Source organism: Mycobacterium sp. Panama NTM2 (assembly GCF_054355555.1).
In genome coordinates, this window is sequence record NZ_CM135953.1 from 942650 (window position 1) to 961827 (window position 19178).

General features: G+C 69.0%; 17 protein-coding genes. 5 read left to right on the top strand and 12 right to left on the bottom strand.

Going from position 1 to position 19178, the window contains the following annotated elements; all coding sequences use genetic code 11:
- Nucleotide 1 precedes the first annotated feature (1 nt).
- Entirely contained in the window at nt 2-1636 is a 1635-nt protein-coding gene (locus ACXYX3_RS04535; protein ID WP_458610334.1) for an amidohydrolase, read from the bottom strand.
- A gap of 93 nt (nt 1637-1729) precedes the next feature.
- Here ACXYX3_RS04535 and ACXYX3_RS04540 point away from each other — a divergent pair, with 93 nt between their 5' ends.
- The gene (locus ACXYX3_RS04540; protein ID WP_458610335.1) at nt 1730-2326 is read left to right on the top strand and encodes a TetR/AcrR family transcriptional regulator; all 597 of its coding nucleotides are present in this window, start codon (nt 1730-1732) and stop codon (nt 2324-2326) included.
- Nucleotides 2327-2333: 7 nt separating this feature from the next.
- On the opposite strand, the gene ACXYX3_RS04545 is transcribed toward ACXYX3_RS04540, so the two are convergent.
- Together ACXYX3_RS04545 and ACXYX3_RS04550 are read right to left on the bottom strand one after the other, a co-directional pair.
- Nucleotides 2334-3086 (bottom strand): SDR family NAD(P)-dependent oxidoreductase, encoded by a 753-nt coding sequence (locus ACXYX3_RS04545; RefSeq protein ID WP_458610336.1) that lies wholly within the window; start codon nt 3084-3086, stop codon nt 2334-2336.
- 10 nt (nt 3087-3096) lie between these two features.
- Nucleotides 3097-4110, bottom strand: coding sequence for an acetamidase/formamidase family protein (locus ACXYX3_RS04550; RefSeq protein ID WP_458610337.1), 1014 nt, complete (start codon nt 4108-4110; stop codon nt 3097-3099).
- Between the two features lie 48 nt (nt 4111-4158).
- Here ACXYX3_RS04550 and ACXYX3_RS04555 point away from each other — a divergent pair, with 48 nt between their 5' ends.
- Nucleotides 4159-4590, top strand: a complete 432-nt coding sequence (locus tag ACXYX3_RS04555; RefSeq protein ID WP_458610338.1) for a nitroreductase family deazaflavin-dependent oxidoreductase — start codon at nt 4159-4161, stop codon at nt 4588-4590.
- Between the two features lie 54 nt (nt 4591-4644).
- Nucleotides 4645-5508: a DUF4344 domain-containing metallopeptidase gene (locus ACXYX3_RS04560; RefSeq protein WP_458610339.1), complete on the top strand. Its 864-nt coding sequence runs from the start codon at nt 4645-4647 to the stop codon at nt 5506-5508.
- Here the strand turns inward: ACXYX3_RS04560 and ACXYX3_RS04565 are convergent, their stop codons facing one another.
- The 3 genes from ACXYX3_RS04565 to ACXYX3_RS04575 form a co-directional block, all read right to left on the bottom strand.
- Nucleotides 5509-6522, bottom strand: coding sequence for an esterase family protein (locus tag ACXYX3_RS04565; protein ID WP_458610340.1), 1014 nt, complete (start codon nt 6520-6522; stop codon nt 5509-5511).
- 64 nt (nt 6523-6586) lie between these two features.
- Nucleotides 6587-7270 (bottom strand): phytanoyl-CoA dioxygenase family protein, encoded by a 684-nt coding sequence (locus ACXYX3_RS04570; RefSeq protein WP_458610341.1) that lies wholly within the window; start codon nt 7268-7270, stop codon nt 6587-6589.
- A 50-nt stretch (nt 7271-7320) separates the two neighbouring features.
- Entirely contained in the window at nt 7321-8532 is a 1212-nt protein-coding gene (locus tag ACXYX3_RS04575; RefSeq protein WP_458610342.1) for a multidrug effflux MFS transporter, read from the bottom strand.
- A 65-nt stretch (nt 8533-8597) separates the two neighbouring features.
- Between ACXYX3_RS04575 and ACXYX3_RS04580 the strand changes: the two genes are divergently transcribed.
- Nucleotides 8598-9041 (top strand): MarR family winged helix-turn-helix transcriptional regulator, encoded by a 444-nt coding sequence (locus ACXYX3_RS04580; protein ID WP_458610343.1) that lies wholly within the window; start codon nt 8598-8600, stop codon nt 9039-9041.
- Here the strand turns inward: ACXYX3_RS04580 and ACXYX3_RS04585 are convergent.
- Complete coding sequence (locus ACXYX3_RS04585) at nt 9038-11551, bottom strand: glycogen/starch/alpha-glucan phosphorylase (protein WP_458610344.1); 2514 nt, start codon at nt 11549-11551, stop codon at nt 9038-9040. The two genes, ACXYX3_RS04580 and ACXYX3_RS04585, sit on opposite strands and share 4 nt — an antisense overlap.
- Nucleotides 11552-11666: 115 nt before the next feature.
- Here ACXYX3_RS04585 and ACXYX3_RS04590 point away from each other — a divergent pair, with 115 nt between their 5' ends.
- A complete protein-coding gene (locus ACXYX3_RS04590; protein WP_458610345.1) occupies nt 11667-13505 on the top strand; it encodes a sensor domain-containing diguanylate cyclase in 1839 nt (612 codons plus the stop codon).
- On the opposite strand, the gene ACXYX3_RS04595 is transcribed toward ACXYX3_RS04590, so the two are convergent.
- The 5 genes from ACXYX3_RS04595 to ACXYX3_RS04615 all read right to left on the bottom strand — a co-directional run bounded on the left by ACXYX3_RS04595 (nt 13491) and on the right by ACXYX3_RS04615 (nt 19098).
- On the bottom strand, nt 13491-14516 hold the full coding sequence (locus ACXYX3_RS04595; RefSeq protein WP_458610346.1) for an NAD(P)/FAD-dependent oxidoreductase: 1026 nt from the start codon (nt 14514-14516) through the stop codon (nt 13491-13493). The two genes, ACXYX3_RS04590 and ACXYX3_RS04595, sit on opposite strands and share 15 nt — an antisense overlap.
- Entirely contained in the window at nt 14513-15016 is a 504-nt protein-coding gene (locus ACXYX3_RS04600) for an isoprenylcysteine carboxyl methyltransferase family protein (RefSeq protein ID WP_458610347.1), read from the bottom strand. The genes ACXYX3_RS04595 and ACXYX3_RS04600 overlap by 4 nt, the downstream gene beginning before the upstream one ends.
- Nucleotides 15017-15019: 3 nt before the next feature.
- Entirely contained in the window at nt 15020-16090 is a 1071-nt protein-coding gene (locus ACXYX3_RS04605) for a type III polyketide synthase (protein ID WP_458610348.1), read from the bottom strand.
- The gene (locus tag ACXYX3_RS04610) at nt 16087-18333 is read right to left on the bottom strand and encodes an MMPL family transporter (protein WP_458611974.1); all 2247 of its coding nucleotides are present in this window, start codon (nt 18331-18333) and stop codon (nt 16087-16089) included. The genes ACXYX3_RS04605 and ACXYX3_RS04610 overlap by 4 nt, the downstream gene beginning before the upstream one ends.
- A gap of 87 nt (nt 18334-18420) precedes the next feature.
- A complete protein-coding gene (locus tag ACXYX3_RS04615; RefSeq protein ID WP_458611975.1) occupies nt 18421-19098 on the bottom strand; it encodes a M15 family metallopeptidase in 678 nt (225 codons plus the stop codon).
- Between the last annotated feature and the right edge of the window lie 80 nt (nt 19099-19178).

A 19178-nucleotide genomic window follows, 5' to 3' on the forward strand; every position in this document is an offset into this window, starting at 1 on the left:
GTCAGCCCCTTCCGTTCTGGGCCCGGTAGGCCGGTGTGCCACGCAGATAGGTGGCGCGGATGCCGACATCCGGAAGATCCAGTGGCGGCACGGTTCGTGGGTCGCGGTCCAGCCATACCAGGTCGGCACTGGCCGCCGGGGCGATAACGCCCCAATCGTTATCGGCGAACGCTTGATTCGCAACGCCGGCGGTATACGCCGACAGGGCACGGTCGACCGGCAGGATCTCGTGCGGAGTCCAGCCACCCTCGGGCTCACCCGTGGCGGTGCGTCGCGAGGTGGCGACGGCGATGCCGTCCAGCGGGGCGCCGGAGGACACCGGCCAGTCCGAGCCGAAGCCCAGCGGAGCGCCGGAGGTGTCCAGCGTGCGGATCGGGTATTGGCGGTTCGCGCGTTCGGTGCCCAGCCGGGGCACGGTGAGCACGGTCATCAGTGCGTCGAGTTGTGCCCACAGCGGCTGCATGTTCGGGATCACCCCGAGGGCGGCGAACCGGGCCAGATCGACCTCGTCGACGAGCTGGCAGTGCGCGATCACGGGCCGGCGATCGCGGGGACCGTTGTGCGCCACAACGTGTTCGATGGCGTCGAGGGCCTGGCGCACCGCCGCGTCGCCGATCGCATGGATGTGGATCTGCAGTCCGAGCTCGTCGACGCGGCGGGCCGCCTCGGCCAGCGAGTCGCCCTCCCAGTTCCGCATTCCCCGGTTCTCGTGGGCGTGCATGCCCGTGCAGTAGGGCGCCAGCAGCGCGCCGGTCTCGTTCTCCACGACCCCGTCGGCGAAGAACTTCACGGTGTTCGCGGTGAGCAAGGGGTTGGCCGCCTCGGCCACCATGCGCTGCTGCTCGGCGAAATGGGTGACCTGGCCGTCGAAGTGGCGTGGATCGCCGTAGAGCGCGAGGTTGAACCGCATCCGCAGGGCCCCGCGACGGGCCGCCTCGACGTAGGTGGCGACGTCGGCCGGCTCGACCCAGGCGTCCTGCACCCACGTCACGCCGCGGGCCAGGTAGTAGTCCGCGGCGGTGCCCAGGGCCCCGATGCGGACGTCCTCGTCGCGCGGCGGCATCACGTTCATCACGAGATCGGTGGCGCCCCACTCGCGGAGCGTGCCGAGCACCGATCCGTCCTCGCGGTGCGGGATCTCGCCGAGCACCGGGTCGGGTGTGTCGGCGGTGATGCCCGCCCGCTGCAATGCCACGCTGTTGCACCACACCGTGTGGTAATCCCACGCGCGCAACACCACCGGCCGATCCGGCACGGCCGCATCGAGCCAGCGCGCGTCGAACAGACCGCCGGGGGCGAGGCTGCCGTCATAGGAGGCGCCGACGATCCAGTCCTCGTCCGGGTGGTCCTCGGCATACCGCTTGACGGCCAGCACGATCTCGTCGACCGAGGTGCACGGCCGCACGGCCGGCCCGACCGCCTCGAGACCGCCGTAGAGCGGATGGGCGTGCCCGTCGCCGAACGACGGCATCAGGAAGCCACCGTCCAGATCGACCGTCTCCGCCTGTCCTGCTTGGGCTTTCGCGTCGTCGCCCAGGGCGGCGACGACGCCGTCGACGACGAGGACGGCGTCGGTCTCCTGAGGGGCATGACCGCCCGTCCACACGGTGCCGCCGGTGAACAGTGTCGCGCTCACGCGAGCACCAGAATGAACATCGAGCTCCTAAAACGAATGAAGTTCGTTTATTGTGAACTGACTCACCCGACCGTGCAAGAGGGGAGCGCGAATGTGGGCCGACCGCGTACACCTCTGCTGTCGTCCGAGCGGATCGCCGAAGCCGCTCTGGAGCTGGTGATCAGCACCGGCGGCTTCACCATCGCGGGGGTGGCGCGCGCACTGCGGGTGCGGCCGTCCTCGCTGTACAACCACGTCAGCGGGCGCGACGACGTCGTCGAACTGCTTCGTGAGCGCGCGATGTCCGACGTGGAACTGCCCGTCGACGACCCCCAGCGACCGTGGCGCGACGTCGTCGCCGACATCGCCCGCTCCTACCGCCGCAGCTTCGCCCGCTACCCGCAGCTGATCCCGCTGCTCACCGAATACGCGGTCAACAGCCCGCACGCCATCACGATGTACAACGCACTTGCGGTCACGCTCACCCGGGCCGGGTTCAGTCCGGCCGACACGCTGCGGACGATCACGCTGGTGGATTCCTACGTGCTCGGCTCGGCGCTCGATGTCGCCGCCCCGCACCAGCCGTGGCGGCACCGCGCCGAAGTCGGGCCGGAGCTGGCCGCCGCCCTGGACACGGGGGCACCCAAGCCGCAGCGCGCCGACGACGCGTTCGAGTTCGGCCTGGCGGTACTGCTGCGCGGGCTCGGCTGATTCGCGATCAGAACTGCACGCCGCGCGTCAGCGCTCCGTCGACCACGAGATTGGTGCCGGTGATGAAGCTGGCGGCCGAACTGCTCAGGAACACCACCGCGTTGGCGACTTCCTGCGGTGTGGCCATCCGGCCGGTCGGGTTCAACGCGAGCGCGTCGGCGAACAACGTGGGATTCTCGGCCTCGATCGTCGACCACACCCCGCCGGGGAAGTAGGTGTTGCCGGGGCTCACGGTGTTGGCGCGCACGCCCTGGGCGGCCAGCTTGTACGCGAGGCCCTGCGTGTAATGGATGATCGCCGCCTTCATCGTCCCGTAGGGTCCCGCCGCGAAATCCACCTCGCGGCCCGAGACGCTGGAAATCGTGACGATGGAACCGGATTCGCTTGCGAGCAGATGAGGCAGCGCGGCCTCGACCAGTCCGATCGTGCCCATGAGATCCACCTCGAACGTCGTCCGCCAGTTCTCCGCGGACTCCGGAATCGCCAGCGCGCTGACATTCGCGACGACCCCGTCGAGCCCGCCGAACGCCTCGGCCGTCGCGTCCACCCACGCGGTCAACGCCGCAGTGTCGCCCACGTGCACCACGGTTCCCAGAGCGGCCTCGCCCAGATCCTTTTGCGTGTCGGCCACCGCCTCGGGGGTCCGTGCGCAATAGGCGACGCGGGCGCCCTCGGCGAGCAGCCCCTCCACCACGGCCCGGCCGATGCCGCGGGTGCCGCCGGTGACAGCGAACCGCTTGCCCGTCAGCCCGAGATCCATGCGCGTCCTCCTAATAGGTGATGGAACCGAAACCACCTGCTGCCGAGCGCATCTCGGCATGGACACCGCCGAACGCGGATGCGGCGGGCAGCAGCCGCTTGTCGATCTTGGTGACCGAACTGTAGTTCGTGTCCACGACGTTGGCGATCGGGGCGAGCGAGATCTGGGTCAGCAGCTGGTAGGCGTCGAGACGATCCAGGCCGTAGAGCTCACCGAGCCACGTAATCATCTCCACCTGGCCGGCTCGCCACGCCTCCTCCAGTGGACGGCCCGAGCCCACGCACATCAGATGCGTGTCGGTCTCGATCCGCGGCCAGGCCGGTCCGCCGCCCTTCACCAACCCGACGATCGCCGTCACGTTCATCGCGCCCTCGACCGCGGTGCCGCAGGACTCGCCTTCACCCTGCCGGTAGTGCCCGTCGCCGAGCGAGAACAGGGCGCCGGGCACGTTGACCCGGAGGTAACAGGTCGCGCCCGCTCTCATCTCCGGGGTGTCCATGTTGCCGCCGAACACATCGGGCACCAGCGAGGTCCGCACCTCGCGGCGGGCGGGTGCGACACCGACGGTGCCGAGCATCGGGTTGGCGGGCAGCGCGAGCTCGAAGTCGCTGCCGTGCGCGGAGAACGCGACAGTGCCGGCCGCGGAGTCGTACTCGTAGATGTACGTGCGCTCGGGCAGTGGGTCCTGCAGTGTCGGGCTGACCGGAACGCTGGTCAGCCCGCCGAAGAACGGAATGAGACTCGACGCACCCCAGGTGCGCGCGGGCGTCAGGTCGACGAGATGAATGACGAGTGTGTCCCCGGGTTCGGCGCCCTCGATCCAGAACGGCCCGGTCTGCGGGTTGAGGTCTTCGGTGTCCAGGGCGGTGGTCGCGACATCCGCGGCGCTCGTGATCCGGCCCCCGTAGGCGTCCTCGGTCCACAACGTCAGCACCGTCGGCGGCGTGATCCTCGCGACGGGCGCCGCGCCGCCGAAGGTGTAGGCCATCTGGTCGGCGGTCGGGATGAAAGTGACGTGATCCATGCTCGCCATCCTCGTCCGGTGCAGCGCGCGCCGCCATACGATCGGGACATGGCCGATGAGATGAGCGGAGAGCGCGACTTCAACCAGCGCAACATCGACGAGTTCCGGGCCAACGGCGGCAAGGTGGGTGGCCAGTTCGAAGGGTTCCCCCTGCTGCTGTTGACCTCGACCGGCGCCAAGAGCGGCGAGCAACGCGTCAATCCGGTGGCGTACTTCGAGTTCGACGACGGCATCTACATCGTCGGGTCGGCGGCGGGTAGGGATTCAGATCCCGCGTGGGCGTTCAACATCCGCGCGCACCCCGAGGCGCAGGTCGAGATCGGCTCCGAGCCGCCGCGACCGGTGCGGGCGCGCGAGCTGCCGCGCGAGGAACGTGACCGTCTCTACCCGCGGGTGGTCGAGCAGGCGCCCGGTTTCGGCGACTACGAGAAGCGGACCGACCGCGTCATCCCGATCTTCGAACTGGTGCCCGCCGACTGACGGGTTTTGCCGCAACCGACTCGGCGCGAGCGCCGGTGTGCGACGGTATGCACCATGCGCGTGTGGGGGATCGTGGTGCTGTCCGTCGGGCTGATCGCGGGCTGCAGCAGTCCGGCACCGGCCCCATCTGCGTCCCCATCGATGTCGCCTCCAGCTGCCAAAGCCTCTGGCGCTCCGCAGGACCCGCAGACCGACGACACCGAAGGCGGGGACGGCACCATGACCGTCACCTACGAGGATGCGACCACACCGGAGGCGATCGCCGGCCGAGCACTGCTCCAGGACAACACCGTGCTCGACGACTTGGCTGCCGACATCAATGAGTCTCTGTATCTGCCGCAGGACATCACGCTGCGGGGCGCGCAATGTGACGAGCCGAATGCGTTCTGGGACGCAGGCGCCAACAGCATCACGCTGTGCTACGAGGACGCGGATTCGGCGAAGGAGGTGTTCACCGCGCTGGGTGATCCCGATCCGAGCGCCGCGGCCATCAACTCCGAGTACGCGACGTTCTATCACGAGGTCGGTCACATGGCGATCAGCATCTACGAGCTGCCGATCACCGGGCGGGAGGAAGACGTCGCCGACCAATTGGCGGCGTTCGTGTTGCTGCAGCCCGGTGACGACGGTAAACCCGACCCCGAATCCGTCAAGGCCGTCAAGGATTTCGCCAGCACCTTCGAGGCGTCGGGCGCCGAACGTCAGGAACTCGGCGCCGCCGACTTCGCCGATGTGCACTCACTCGACGAGACGCGGATGTTCAACCTGCAGTGCTGGATCTACGGCGCGGACCCCGAGGCGGGTGCCGACCTCGTGACGTCCGGCCGGCTGCCGGAAGACCGAGCCGACGGCTGCGCCGACGAATGGAACCAACTGGACAACGCCTGGTCGACGCTGCTGGACCCGCACCTGAAGTGATCAGCCAGGCGCCTGTACCGGCGGGGGCGGCGGCAGCGGAGCGGGCGCCGGTGGCGGAGGAGGCGGGACCAGCAGCCGGACGATGTCGGGCTTCATCTGCTGCAACTGCGCGCCCCAGTACCCCCAGCTGTGGGTGCCGTTCGGTGGGAAGTTGAAGATCGCGTTGCGCCCGCCCGCGGCGATGTACTTGTCGCGGAACTCCTTGTTGGTGGCGATCGTGATCGTCTCCAACGACCCCGCACTGAGGTTGATGCCCACGTCCGTCCCGGTGTCCAGGTCGGAAGCGACGCCGTTGCCGCAGTAGATCCACAGCGCGGTGCGGTTGGCGACGAGCCGGTTGATGTTGAGCATCGGATCGGCCCGCTTCCAGGCCGGTGAGCCCGACGGGCCCCACATGTCGAGTGAGTCGAAACCGCCGGCGTCCTGCATCGCGATGTCGATGAGCGGCGGCCAGAACTTCTGCGACGGAGCCAGATAACCCGACAGCGACGCTGCGAACTTGTACTGACGGGGGTAGTAGGCGGCCATCGTCAACGCAGCGCTGCCCGACATCGACAGCCCGACAACGGCATTGCCGAACGGATCCTGACCGCGGTTGGCGGCGAGCCACGTCGGCAGCTCGTTCGTCAGGAACGTCTCCCACTTGTACGTCAGCACGCCGTTGCGGTTCTTCGCCGGCCGGTACCAGTCGGCGTAGAAGCTGGACTGCCCGCCGACCGGCATGATCACCGACACCCCGGACTCGTGGAACCATTCGAAGGCTGCGGTGTTGATGTCCCAGCCGTTGAAGTCGTCCTGCGCACGCAGGCCGTCGAGCAGCAGCACCGAATGCGGGCCCCCGCCCTGGAATTCGACGCGGATCGTGCGGCCCATCGACGGCGACGGCACGTCGAGCTGTTCGACCGGCAGGCCTTCCCGGGAGAACGCGTGCGCCTGCGGGGTGAGGATCAGCGCGGTGGCGGCGAGCAGCGCCGCGACGGCGACACGACGAACCCGCTGGCCCAAAGAGATCACGCGCGCGAACCTATTCGCGATGCGGCGCCGGCGGCCGGGGACGCGCCCGGCGGTGACCGGGTCGTTACCGAGTTGTGAGCGGGCGCGTCAGCAGCACCGGGCCTTGGGCCATGAACCTTGATGTGACGCCCCGATGTTCGTCTGCGGCGTGCACGGTGAAGGGATGCAGGACGAACATGTCTCCGGGCTCCCCGGTGGCGTACCGGACCGGCCGTGACGCGCTCGCGGCGTCGACGAGGGCGCCGGCCGTCACTGCGTCGAGCGGTTCATCGCCGAGCACGCGTGCCGTGTCGCGGTGGGATCCGACCCGGATGCGCGTCGGCGCGTCGTCGATCGACACCTCGGAGAGCAACGTCAACACCAGCAAGGTGTGCGGCCGCCTCGTCACGTGCCAGGCACCGTCGTCCCCCGGGGTGTTCAGATCGATGTGCCAGCCGCGGTCATCGGCCGGCGGGCGCACCGGGAAGCGAACCGGGATGTTGCCGAGGGCGCCGCGTGGCGTCCACCCGCCCTCGCCGCAGATCGCGTCGAGCGCGTCGGCCAGCTTCGGACTGCGGACCAGTGCGCCGAAGGGACCCTCGCCGGTCAGGTCGGCGGTCCAGACGACCGGCTGGGTCCAACTCGCCGGATCCCGCGCGACGCCGAGCCGTTGCCACAGCAGCTCCCGCGCCGCGTCGGCGGCAGCGCGCGGCGCGGCCTGTTCGAGGGTGAGGTAGCCGTCGGCGGCGAAGGAGTCGAGATCGACCATTCGACGAGCCTGGCACAGCGTCCATACCGGCCATCAACGGTTTTCGCCGCTCAGCGGCGTGCGGCCGCGAAGCCCAGGACGGCCACCGTCGCCGCGCACACCATCGCGATGCCCAGCGGTACCGCGGTGTGCTCTCCGCCGAGGCCGACGAGCGGCGACACCACGGCCGCGAGCCCGAACTGCGTGGCGCCGAGCAGCGCCGACGCAGTGCCGGCGGCCCTCGGAGCAGCGGACAACGCCAGCGCGGTGGTGTTGCCGAAGATCAGGCCCATGCCTGCGACCGAGAAGAACAGCGGCAACGCGAGCCAGCCCGCGGGGACCCCGGTCACCGCCAGCGTCAGCACCGCGATGCCGGCCGCCAGGATGATCACGAGGCCGACGCCGGCCAACCGGCGCGGCTCGACGCGCGCGGCCAGCCGCGCACTCGTCGCGCTCATCAGCAGCAGCCCGCAGGCGTTGACCCCGAACATCGCTCCGTACTGCGCCGAGCTGAGGCCCATCATCGTCTGGTAAACGAACGGCGACGCCGAGATGTAGCCCATCATCACCGCGAACGCGAAGCCGAATGTGACCAGATGACCGAGGTATTCGCGGCGGGCCAGATCCCGCAGCGGCGAGCCCTGGGTCGCTCGGTTCACTCGGAGCTCCCGACGACGTTCCTCGGTGTGGGTTTCGCGGATCACGACCAGCGCGGCGACGAGCATCGCGACGACGAGGGCCAGGATGACCGCGAGCGCGCCACGCCAGCCCAGCGGCTGCACCAGGAAGCCGCCCGCCAGCGGAGCGGCGATCGGAGCGATCCCGCCGACGATCATCATCAGCGAGAACGCGCGCGCCGCGGCACGTCCCGTCGCCAGGTCCGAGATGATCGCCCGGCCGATCACCATGCCCGCCGCGCCGGTGAGCCCCTGCGCCAGCCGGGCCGCGACCAGCACCTCGATCGTGGGGGCGAGGACGGCGACGACGCTGGCGACCACGCACACGGCGGCGCCGGACACCAGTGGCTTGACACGCCCGTAGCGATCCGACAGCGGGCCGAACACCAGCTGGCCCGCCGCCAGGCCCAGGAGGAATGCGGTGAGGGTGAGCTGCACATTCGTCGGAGACGTGTGCAGGTCGTCGACCATCTGCGGGAAGGCGGGCAGGTAGAGGTCGGTCGCGAAGGGCGCGACGGCCGACAGCAGCGCGAGCGTGACGAGCAGCCCGGCAGTGATCTGCGGAGGCGCCTGCCGGCGAGCCGGCGTATCGACGGTCGAGGTCATGGGAACTCCCGTGTTAATTATCAGAACATAATTATCAAACAATAAATATCAGGTATGGTGGTGCCGTGCAAGCCCGACAGCCCCGCGGTGAGCAGCTCGCGGACCTCGCCGACGTCGTCATGGCCGTCGCGCGCGCAATCAAGTCACAGGCCGCGGCGGACCCCGGCATCGTCGAACTCTCGCCGACCGAAGTGACCGTGCTGCGCTACATCGACCACCATCCCGACGTCAGCGCCGGCACCGTCGCCGCGGGAACGGGGCTGCAGCGCAGCAACCTGAGCCGGGCGCTGCGCGACCTCGAGGCCAAAGGGTTGGTGCGCCGATCGGCCGATCCGGCCGACAGCCGTCAGGTCGTGTTGCGCTCGACCCGGCAGGCCGCGGAGAACCTGGCGCGGCTGCGCGTCATCTGGGCGAGGGTGCTCGGCGATGCGCTCGCGGCGTCAGGGGAGAACCACGACCTCGCCTCGACGCTGACGCTGTTGCGTGCGCTCGAGCGCAATCTCTATTAGAGATCGACCGACATCGGGCCCACGCCCCAGATCTCGTCGCAGTACTCGCGAATCGCCCGGTCGGAGGAGAACATTCCGCTGCGGGCGGTGTTGCGGATCGACATCCGCGTCCACACCTCGTCGTCGAGCCACACCCGCGACACCTCGGCCTGCTTGTCCACATACGCCCGGTAGTCGGCGAGCACCAGGAACGGATCGTGGGCGATCAGGTTGTCCACGACGGGGCGCAACACCTCGGTGTCGCCGTGGGTGAACGTGCCCGCCGCGATCAGTTCCAGCACGGCGGCCAGCTCGGGGTCGCGTTCCACATAGCTCTGCGGCCGATACCCCTCGGCTTTGACGGCTTCGACCTGATCCTCGGTGAGCCCGAAGCAGAAGAAGTTCTCCGATCCTGCCTCCTGCCGGATCTCGACGTTGGCACCGTCGAGTGTGCCGATGGTCAGCGCGCCGTTGATCATGAACTTCATGTTGCCGGTGCCCGAGGCCTCCTTGCCCGCGGTCGAGATCTGTTCGGACAGGTTCGCGGCCGGGTAGACGAGGTGGGCGTTCTTGACGTTGAAGTTCGGCAGGAACACGACTTTGAGGAAACGGTTGACGTCGGGATCGTTGTTGATCGTCGCGCCGACCGCGGTGATCAGCTTGATGATCCGCTTGGCCATGACGTAGCCCGGTGCGGCCTTGCCGCCGAACAGGAACACCCGCGGCGGGATCGTCAACCCCGGGTTCGACTTCAGCCGGTGATACAGCGCCACGATGTGCAGCACCATCAGATGCTGACGCTTGTACTCGTGGATGCGCTTGACCTGCACGTCGAACATCCACAGCGGATCCAGCTCGATGCCCGTGGTCGAGTGCACGTACTCGGCCAGTCGAGACTTGTTGGCTCGCTTGACTTCTCGCCACCGAGACCGGAACGAGGAATCCTCGATGAACGACTCCAGGCCGTGTAGCCGCTCCAGATCGGTCAACCACCCGGGCCCGATCGCCTCGTCGAGCAGCCCCCGCAGCCCCGGGTTCGACAGGGCGAGGAAGCGCCTGGGGGTGACGCCGTTGGTGACGTTGCCGAAGCGCTCCGGCCACATCTCGTAGAAATCCTTCAGCACACTGGATTTCAGCAGTTCCGAGTGCAACGCGGCGACACCGTTGACCGCGTGGCTGCCGACGGTGGCCAGATGCGCCATCCGCACCGACTTTCCGCCGTCCTCCCCGATCAGCGACATCCGGCGGACCCGTTCCTCGTCACCTGGGAACGTGTCACGCACCTCGGCGAGAAAGCGGTCGTTGATCTCGTAGATCAGCTGGAGGTGGCGCGGCAGTGCCTCACCGAACAGATGCAGCGGCCAGGTCTCCAACGCCTCGGGCAGCAGGGTGTGGTTGGTGTAGCCGAATGTGCGCACCGTCAGATCCCAGGCGTCCTCCCACGCCAGATGGTGCTCGTCGATCAGCAGGCGCATCAACTCGGCCACCGCGATCGACGGGTGGGTGTCGTTGAGCTGGATCGCCCACTTGTCGGGCAGCGCCGACAACGGCAGACCCGCCCGCTCGAGGTGGATGTTCAGGATGTCCTGCAGCGAACACGTGACGAAGAAGTACTGCTGCAGCAGGCGCAGCCGCTTCCCGGCCTCCGGCTCGTCGTTCGGATAGAGCACTTTGGAGACGGTCTCCGAGACCACCTCCTGGTCGACCGCCTTGTAGAAGTCGCCGCTGTTGAAAGCGTCGAGGGCGAACGACTCGACCGCTCGGGCACTCCACAGCGTCAGCGTGTTGCAGGTGTTGACGCCGTAGCCCTGCACCGGGGTGTCGTAGGAGACGCCTTTGAGCACCCGCTGCGGCACCCACCGCACCCGCAGCCTGCCGGCCAGATCCTCGTACGTCTCGGTGTGCCCGCCCCAGTTGACCAGGTAGTTGGCATCGGGCTTGTCGATCTCCCACGGATTGCCGCGCACGAGCCAGTTGTCGGTCTTCTCGACCTGCCAGCCGTCCTGGATCTCCTGGGTGAAGATGCCGAACTCGTAGCGGATGCCGTACCCGATCGACGGGCGCTCCAGCGTCGCCAGCGAGTCCAGGTAGCACGCGGCCAGCCGCCCCAGGCCGCCGTTGCCCAGCCCCGGTTCGCCCTCGCAGTCAAGGATCTCGTCGAGGTCCTGGCCGAGATCGGCCAAGGCCTGCCGCGCCTCGTTCTCGATGCCCAGATTCAGCAGGTTGTTGCCCAGCTGCGGCCCCATCAGGAACTCCGCCGACAGGTAGCAGGTGACCTTCGCCGACAGGTCCAACCAATCCTGCGTGGTGGCCATCCAGCGCTTCTGCATCCGATCACGCACCGCCAGCGACAGCGCGCGGTAATAGTGCTCGGGTTGCAGCACCGCAGGTGGGCGGGCGATCGAATACACCAGGTGGTCGGTGACCGCGGCGCGCAGCGCATCAGCGGTCATGCCCGTCCTGGTCTGGCCGGTCGGCCCGGGATTGACCTGGGCCGGCTGATCGGCGGGGACGTTCACGAGGTCGGTCACCGCGCCATTGTGGCGGTTCCATGTTTCGGCAATGAATCCTGATCGTGAACGACACCTCTGCCGAGGTTGTGCGCAAACGTTGGCGCGCCGGTTATCCACGCGGTTGACTATTCCGATGACGACCCGCGCACACCCTCAGGTGACGCGTCGGGCTGCCCTCGGCGTTCCCCCGCCGTCCCGGTTGATCGGCTGGACCCTGGCCGTCGGCATCACGTGCTTCGCCGTGCGCGCGCTGGTCCATCTGGACGGCTGGTCGTATGCGATGGTGTGGCCCGCCGTCGCACCGCAGCTGGTCGCCCTGCTCACCTCGCCGCGCCGGCAGTGGCCCGTCTATCTGGCCGCGTTCCTGGCGGTCCAGATCATCCCGGCACGGCTCGTGCTGGGGATCGCCCCGGAGATCGGCGTGGTGTCGACGCTCGCGGCGGTCGTGTTCGCCGCGGCGATGCTGCATCGCGACCAGGACTGGGTGACGGGGCGCACCGACACGCTGCGTAGTTGGCTGCGGTTCCTGCTCTACGGCGTCTACGTCGGGCCGGCCCTGGCCAGCCCGATCGGCGTCGCCGGGCTCGTGATCAACGGCGAGGTCGGCACCGAACCCGGGGAGTTGGTGCACGCGGCCATGGCCTGGTACCTGACCGAAGCCGTCGGTATCGCGTTCCTCGTGCCACTGATGCTGCGGTGGCGGCACTACGTACGCCGGCACCCCTGGCGCGAGACGGTGTGGTTCGCGACGATGATCGCGGTCACGGTGGGGTTGTGCGCCGCGTCGGCGACGATGTCGAGCTTCGTGCTGGTGTTCCTGACCGGGCTGCCCGCGCTGCTGGTGCTGATCAGGTCCGGCATCGCGGCCGCGTTCGCTGCGACGGCCGTCGGTTCGGCGATGGCGTTGGGCGGTACCTTCGCCGGCTACGGTCCCTTCGCGCTGTCGCTTCGCGATTCCGGTCAGGCCCTGATCTCGGTGCAGGTGTTCGTCCTGGGCGCGTTCACGATGCTGGTGCTCGTCGCCGCCGCGCTGGAGGACCGGATGCGGCTGGTCGCCCTCGAGGACGTCAGCCACAAGGCCTATGAGCTGATCTCGGAGTTGACCGGCGACGTGGTGATCCTCGTCGACGCCGACGGCACCGTGCTGCACCGCGCGAGCCAGGGCCACGAGATCCTCGACGACACCGACGGGCCCATCGCCAAATCGGTGTGGTTGAGCCAGATCCACCCCGACGACCGCGCCATCCTCGCCGGCTTTCCGGCCGGGGGTCCTGCCGTTTTCCCAGGCACCTCCGAACCCTTCCGCGTCCGTCGGGCCGATGAATCGTGGGGCTGGTACGTCTTACACAGTCGTCGCACCGAAGACGGCCTCACCGCGGCGATCATGCGCGATGTGACGCTCGAGCGGGAGGTGCAGGAATCGCTGACCGACATGGTGAACACCGATCCGCTGACCGGGCTGGCCAACCGCCGCGGGCTGGACACGCGAGCCGGCGACCTGTGGCTGCGGGCTTGTGTCGCCGGCGAGCAGGTGACCGCGCTGTTCGTCGACATCGACCACTTCAAGTCGTTCAACGATCTCTACGGTCACCAGGCCGGCGACGAGTGCCTGCGCAGCATCAGTGACGTGCTGGCCCACCTCGCCGACCCGAGCGTGTGCGTCGCCGCGCGCTACGGCGGCGAGGAGTTCGCGGTCGTCGTCGCGGGCTGCGACGACCCGGGCGGCTTCGCGACAGGATTGATGAGGGCCATTCGCTCGCTGGCGATACCGCACGCCGGAGCCGCGAAGGGGACCGTGACGATCAGCGTCGGTGTGGCCACGCTGCGGCCGTGGCGGCAGACCTTTGACAACGCCGACCTGGCAGTGCGCGATCTGCTCGACCGTGCCGACAAGGCCCTCTATGCCGCCAAGAGCATGGGCCGCGACAAGGTGTCGACGTATCGCGAGGGCGGGGTGTTACTCGGCGAGTAGATTGACCGCCCGGGCGAACACCTGTGGTACGCCGTGTGCGGCCGGCACGATCGCGCGCCGCAGTGGAGATGCGCTCGCGTGCAGCATCATCGACGTCATCATGCGGTAGCGGCGCGTGGCGCGGCGCCAGAGCCGCTCATAGGTCTCGGGCCGGTCGGCGGCCACGCATCCGGCCAGGGCGCGAGCCGCCGCGAACGAGAGTCCGAGTCCCTCGCCGGTCAACGCATCGACGTACCCGGCGGCGTCGCCGACGAGCATCACCCGGCCCGCCACCCGGCTCACCACCCGCTGCCGCAGGGGTCCGGCGGCGCGATCGGGCCCGTGTGATGATCCCGAGATGCGTTCGTGCAGCGCAGGAAAGGCCGCGAGATGATCGTCGAACGCACCGCGGCGGGAAGTCAGGATCGCGATCCCGACGCAGTCGTGGGCGACCGGTGTCACGTACGCCTCACCGGCATCGGGATCGGCGGCCCAGTGCACCTCGACGTGGTCGGTCCAGGGTGCGATGCCGACGTGGCGGGTCAGGCCCCAGCGGCGCCGCCCGCCGCCGGTGGCACGGTGCAGGCCCAGCTGCGCCCTGATCGGTGAGTGCAACCCGTCCGCGGCGGCCAGGTAGCGCGCGCGAATGCCGTTGACCGACACACTGTCTCGGTGCTGTTCGACCGTCTCGACCGAGCCGCCGACGATTCGTACGCCCGCCGACACGGCCGCGTCCAACATCGCCTGCTGCAGCCCCGTGCGCCGAACTCCGAGCCCCGGCCCGGTGTCGAACGTCGCCGTGACCGTCCGCCGCCCGTCGAGGTAGGCGACGCCGTGAAACGGCACCCCGTCGGGGTGCACACCGAGCGCGGCGAGATGACGCACGGTGTGCGGCATCAATCCTTCGCCGCACGCTTTGTCGATCGGGGCCTGCCGTCGCTCCACCACCACGGTCTCCAGTCCGTGACGGGCCGCCGCGAGCGCCGTGGCCAGGCCCGCGGGCCCGCCGCCGACGACCGCCAGGTCGATCACGTGAGCCGCTCCAGAGCCCGGTTCTCACAGGTGATCCGGGTGTGGAGCAGGACCGCGTTGGCAGCGGTGAACGCCAGCGCGGTGATCCAGGCGGTGTGCACCAGCGGCAGCGCGATGCCTTCGGCGACGACGGCGACGTAGTTGGGGTGGGCGAGGTACCGGTAGGGGCCACCAAAGACCCGGGCCGCACCCGGCACCACGACCACCCGGGTGTTCCACTGGCGGCCCAGGGTGCCGATGCACCACCACCGCAACCCCTGCGCGGCCAGCACGACACCGAACATCGGCCACCCCAGTGCGGGCAGGAACTCCCGGTGCGCGGCCTCGAGCAGGCAGGCGGCCAGCAGGGCGGTGTGCAGCGCCACCATCACCGGATAGTGGCCCGCCCCGTACTCCACGCCGCCGCGCTCCCGGCTGTAGCGCAGATTGCGTTGCGAGACAACCAGTTCAGCGATCCGCTCCAGGGCAATGGCGACGATCAACAGGGTGTAGGCCGGCACAGTTCACCGCCAACCCAGCAGCACGAACTCCGCGCAGAAGCCCGGTCCCATCGCCATCAGCAGGCCGGGCCGGCCGGCCGGCGGCTTCTTCGCGATGGTGTCGCGCAGCACGTGCAGGACCGACGACGAGGACAGGTTGCCCACCTCGGCCAGCGAACGCCACGTCAACTCCAGCGCGTCCGGTGCGAGAGCGAGAGCTGCGGTGATCGCCTCGATCACCTTGGGGCCGCCGGGATGTGACACCCAGGCGGCGATATCGTCGACGTGCAGATCGTGGATGCCCAGAAACGCGGTCACGTCGTCGGCGAGGTACCGGTCGATGAGGTCGGGCAGGTTCGCCGACAGCACGAGCGCCAAGCCGTTGCCCCCCACCCGCCACCCCATGGTGTCCAGCGAGTCGGGGTACAACCGGCTGCGGGAGTCGATCACCTCCGGACCGTGCGGGTCGAGACGACCGGCCCGGTCCTCACCGACCGCGACCACCGCGGCCGCACCGTCGCCGAACAACGCACTGCCCACCAGACTGGCCATCGTCGGTTCGGCGGCCGGGATCGTCAACGAGCACAGCTCGACCGAGACCAGCGCGGCGGCGTGCCCGGGTGCGCCGCGCAGATAGTCGTGCATGCGGGCGATCCCGGCCGCGCCCGCGACACAGCCGAGTCCGAACAACGGCACCCGGCGCACGTCGGTCCGCAACCCCAGTCGTGTCGCGATGCGGGCATCCAGCGAGGGCACCGCGATGCCCGTCACCGTCGTGGTCATGATCATGTCGAGATCGGCACCGCGCAGACCTGCCTCGTCCAGCGCCGCGGTCAGGGCCTCGCAGGCGAGGTCGGCGGCGTGCTCGAGGTAGATGTCGTTGGCCTCGCCGAAGTCCTGCAGCGCCGCATACCTGTCGAGGGGCAGCACGAAATGCCGGCTCGCCACCTTGGCGTGGTCGTGCAGAGCACGCACGATGTCAGCGCAGTCGGCGAACGCGGGCATCGCGAGAAATGCCTCGGTGACCTCCTGCTGGCTGTGGCGATGTGCCGGCAGGGCGCCGGCGACGCCGGCGATGACACTGACAGGGCTCATGGGGCTATCCGTTCCGTGGGTTCTCGACAAGGCTCCGCCGATCCCTCGGAGAAGCCGAGACGGCGATGAATCCGGTTGAGCCACTGCGGGGCCCACCAGTTCCAGCTCCCCATCAAGCGCATGAATGCGGGTACCGCCACCATGCGCACCAGCGTCGCATCGGCCAACACCGCCAGCGTCAGGCCCAGGCCGAACATTCTCATGACCGAGGTGCTGGCGGCGATCAACGCCGCGAACGAAATCGACATGATCAGCGCCGCGGCGGTGATGATGCGCCCCGTGTAGGCGATACCCAATGCCACCGACTCGTCGGAATCTCCCGTGCGCAACCAGATCTCGCGAATGCGGGCGACCAGGAACACCTCGTAGTCCATGGACAGGCCGAATGCGATGCAGAACAGCAGCACGGGCATGTTCGCGATCAGCGTGCCGGTCGGCGTGGTGCCGAGCCCGCCGAGGTGACCGTCCTGGAACACCCAGACCAGCGCCCCGAACGCCGCGCTCAGCGAAAGAACATTCAGCACAAGGGCTTTGACTGGGACGATGACACTGCCGGTCAGCAGGAACAGCAGCACGAACATGATCGCGCCGATCAAGGTGAGCACCAGGGGCAGCGTCGACGTGATCGCGGCGACGCTGTCGCGGTTGGTCGCGGCCGTGCCGGTGAGCTCCACCGCCCGGCCGCCCGGCCCCGGCACCGCCTCCAACCGGTCCAGCTGGGTCTCGGAGGCATCGGAGAACAACGGTGCGCTGCTGGCCACCGTGAGGTAGGCGGCGCCGTCGCGCTCACCGGCCGGCGCGGAGGGTGGACCGGCGGCACGGCCGTCGTCGAAAGTGCCGGTGGGTGCCGACACCGCGACGACGTCGGGCACCAGGGACAGCTCGGTGGCGTAGGTGGACAGTTCCGCCCGACCCAGCCCGCGGGTGTCGGGGAGTACGACAGTGACTGCGGTGTCGGTGTTCTCGGCGAACTCGTCGCGCAGCTGGTCTCCCACCTGATGGGCCGACGAGGATCGGGGGAGTACGCGATCGTCGGGGAAGCCCCACCGCACGCCGAGGAACGGCAGGCCCGCGACGACCAGCAGCAGGACGACCGCCAGGCCGAGAGGCACAGCGCGGCGCATCACGGCTTTCGCGCAGCGGTACCAGAAGCGGTGCTGCACCGGGACGGGCGTGGGCTCGGGCCGGCGCAACACCCGGCGCGCGAGGCGGCGGACGTCCAGTGCAGCGTGCCGATCACCGAGCAGCACCAGCGCCGCCGGGGTGACGATCACCGCCGACGCCGCGGCGAATGCGACCGTCGCCACGCCCGCATAGGCGAACGACTTGAGGAAGTGCATCGGGAACAGCACCATCACCGACATCGAGAGCGCCACCGTCGTGGCCGAGAAGACCACGGTGCGTCCGGCGGTGCTGAGCGTGGTCCGGATGGCCTGTCCCCGATCGGCGCCCGCCGCGAGCTCGTCGCGATACCGGCTCAGGATCAGCAGCGTGTAGTCGATGGCCAGTGCCAGACCCATCGCGGTGGCGAGGTTCAGCGCGAAGATCGACACATCGGTGAACACCGTGACGGCCCGCAGCACGGCGAGCGCGCCGACGATCGCCATCACCCCGATCGCGACGGGCAGAGCTGCGGCCAGCAGACCGCCGAACACCCACACCAGGACCAGGAAGCTGAGCGGGATCGCCAGCCCCTCCATCAGAAGCAGATCGCGCTGCGAGTGCTCGGTGATCTGCACGTTAACCATCGCGGTGCCGCCGGTTCGCACGCTGACGCCGTCGGGGACCTCGCGGGTGACCTGCTCGTCGATCTGCGTGGCATAACTCTGCTGCTCGGCTTCGGTGCCCGTGATGCCGACGACGACGAGCCCGGCGGTGCGGTCCCGGCTGACCAGATCGGTCGCGGCCGAGGGCGGAGCGGTCCAGGCCGACGACACCGTGGCGACATGGGGATCGCGGCTCACCTGCGCGGCGATGCGTTCGCCGGTCCGGCGGGCGGCCGGGCTGTCGATGCCGTCGGGTGAGGAGACCACGATGACCATCGAGACGTCGCCCTGACCGAAGGTGTCGGCGAGGGTGCGCGACGCGCGGGCCGACTCCGAGCCAGGATCGGCGAAGCCGCTGGGTGAGAGCTGCGTCGCGACCGGCACACCGACGATCGCCAGCAACACGGTGAGGACAGCTGCGGTGGCCACGATCCGGCGCGGGGCGGTGAGGGCGAACGAGGCGATACGGGTCAGCAGGTTCGTCTCCTGTCCGATCGAGGGCCTGGACAGGACACGACGGGGCCGCCCGTCCGGTTCACGGTTTCGAAGAATTTGTGACCTAAGTCATCTCGGTAGCTCGAAGTGCTGGTAGTCCAGCGGTGTGCGCCAATGCCCGCCCCAGCTCCAGCCGCTGCTCAGGAAGACCTCCACGGCCAGGTCGCCGTCGTGCAGCATGCCGACGTCGCGACGGGTCCGGTCCAGCCAGGGCGTCCCGGTGGCCGGTTCGACGTGGCCACGCGCGTCGACGTAGGGATTGACGAGCGGATTGATGTCGACGGCGCGGCCGTAGGCGTGCCAGGACCAGCTGGTGGACCCCGGGATGCCACGGCAGTTGAATGCCGAGGTGTTGTTGTCGCGCATCGACAGCTCGTCCTCGGCGCCCGGATAGCGATCGGGGGTGCGCATCTTCTCGATCGGGAATCGCAGCGCCGCGAGACGGCCGAACAGGTCGATGACCGCGTCGGTGATCTCGGCGTCGACCACCAACTCGCCGCGGTGCAGGCGGCCGTCGTAACCCCAGTGGTCCAGGTCGACGCGACGCAACTGATCGGGGGACACCGGGCAGCCCGGTCGCCAGGTCGCTCCGAGGTCGGCCGCCGTGACGGGGCTGACGGTGGCGGGCCTGGGCTCGACCGGGTTCGGTGTAGCTCGGGTCGATGTCGGGCTCGGGCTCGAGGACACCGGCGGGGCTGCCGGAGGTGGGGCGCACTGGACCGAGGCGGCCGTCACGGCGACGGCCATGACGAGGCTCCTCAGTCGCACGTCCGCGAGGTTACCGAGGGTCATGATCTTCGGTTAGGCGGCCTAATCGCTTTTGTTAG

What these genes read in the sequence shown, in the direction of transcription:
- ACXYX3_RS04545 (WP_458610336.1), bottom strand. Translation starts at nt 3,086, where the DNA reads ATGGATCTCGGGCTGACGGGCAAGCGGTTCGCTGTCACCGGCGGCACC.
- ACXYX3_RS04550 (WP_458610337.1), bottom strand. Translation starts at nt 4,110, where the DNA reads ATGGATCACGTCACTTTCATCCCGACCGCCGACCAGATGGCCTACACC.
- ACXYX3_RS04555 (WP_458610338.1), top strand. Translation starts at nt 4,159, where the DNA reads ATGGCCGATGAGATGAGCGGAGAGCGCGACTTCAACCAGCGCAACATC.
- ACXYX3_RS04560 (WP_458610339.1), top strand. Translation starts at nt 4,645, where the DNA reads ATGCGCGTGTGGGGGATCGTGGTGCTGTCCGTCGGGCTGATCGCGGGC.
- ACXYX3_RS04570 (WP_458610341.1), bottom strand. Translation starts at nt 7,270, where the DNA reads ATGGTCGATCTCGACTCCTTCGCCGCCGACGGCTACCTCACCCTCGAA.
- ACXYX3_RS04575 (WP_458610342.1), bottom strand. Translation starts at nt 8,532, where the DNA reads ATGACCTCGACCGTCGATACGCCGGCTCGCCGGCAGGCGCCTCCGCAG.
- ACXYX3_RS04590 (WP_458610345.1), top strand. Translation starts at nt 11,667, where the DNA reads ATGACGACCCGCGCACACCCTCAGGTGACGCGTCGGGCTGCCCTCGGC.
- ACXYX3_RS04605 (WP_458610348.1), bottom strand. Translation starts at nt 16,090, where the DNA reads ATGAGCCCTGTCAGTGTCATCGCCGGCGTCGCCGGCGCCCTGCCGGCA.
- ACXYX3_RS04615 (WP_458611975.1), bottom strand. Translation starts at nt 19,098, where the DNA reads ATGGCCGTCGCCGTGACGGCCGCCTCGGTCCAGTGCGCCCCACCTCCG.